Consider the following 1,136-nt stretch of genomic DNA (forward strand, 5'->3'; position numbering starts at 1 on the left):
CGTCGAGCAGTTTGAACGGGTTGTTATGACTCAAAAATATGCTGATCAGGCTTCTGCGTTCAAGGCTGCCTGCGATAGCTTTAACATCAAACCCTTGCCTGTTGTAATAGACAGGCTGATTGGAGTTTGGAACAAGAACCGCCTTCTTGCAAAGCCTTACGATGATACTGAAAGCACTCTTGAACAGCTAAAAGAGCGGGGTGTTGTTCTCGCTCTTGTCAGCAACGCTCTTGAGGGCAATATTAGACCTGTTCTTGAGCGTTATGACCTTTTGAAGTTCTTTGACGGTGTTTTCTTGAGCTATGAGCACTCGAAGCTTAAGAGCGAGAGCCTTTTCACGCTTGCAAGAGAGAAGCTTGAGCTTAAAGAGGACGGTGTTCTTGTTGTTGGTGACAGCCTTGAGAGTGACATCAGGGGTGCAAAGTCTGTGGGCTTGAAAGCAGTCCTGCTTGATAGAAAGGATAGGCGGGAGTTTGAGCCCAAGATAACGAGGCTGTCAGATGTTTTGAGTTTATTGGAGGTGCAATGATGGAAAGGTTGAATGCTGTTGTGGAGCACAGGGGTCATAAGAGAAAGTCTGGAAGGTTCAGTGTAGCAGAGCTTGTTGAAGCTGGGCTTTCATGGAAGGATGCAAGAGCTGCCGGCATCGGTGTTGATAAGCGAAGGTCAACATTGTATGATGAGAACGTAACTGCTCTCAAGGAGCGCGTAAAGGCTGTCAAGAGCAAGGCTCCAAAGAAAAGCAGGGCAACAAAGCAGAAAGCGAAGTCTGAAGAATGAGCGATTGCATATTCTGCAAGATCATAGCTGGCGAGATTCCGAGCCAGATGGTTTATGAGAACGACAAGGTGTTTGCTTTTCTTGACATAAATCCAATAAACAAGGGGCACACGCTAATAGTTCCAAGAGAGCATCACGAGGATTTTCTGGACACTCCCGATGATGTGTTGCAGGATATGATCGTGAGAGTGAAGAAGATAGCTCGGGCGATAATGACTGCGGTGAATGCTGACGGTTTCAATTTAGGAGTCAATACAAAGCCCGCTGCAGGGCAGATAGTCTTTCACACTCATATGCACATAATTCCTCGCTTTGAAGGCGATGGTCTCAGGCACTGGCCTGGGAAGAAGCTTTCA

At 46.9% G+C, this 1,136-nt stretch carries 3 protein-coding genes; all 3 read left to right on the forward strand.

The genetic code is table 11. From position 1 onward, the window contains the following. Positions 1–529: HAD family hydrolase (locus D6783_01980; protein RME53446.1), on the forward strand; the 529-nt coding region annotated here is incomplete at its 5' end. Next, positions 526–780: a hypothetical protein gene (locus D6783_01985; protein ID RME53447.1), complete on the forward strand. Its 255-nt coding sequence runs from the start codon at positions 526–528 to the stop codon at positions 778–780. The genes D6783_01980 and D6783_01985, both read left to right, overlap by 4 nt. After that, positions 777–1,136, forward strand: a 360-nt coding sequence (locus D6783_01990) for an HIT family protein (protein ID RME53448.1), incomplete at its 3' end; no start/stop codon positions are given. The genes D6783_01985 and D6783_01990, both read left to right, overlap by 4 nt.

The organism is Candidatus Woesearchaeota archaeon (assembly GCA_003694805.1).
Lineage (GTDB): Archaea > Nanobdellota > Nanobdellia > Woesearchaeales > J110 > J110.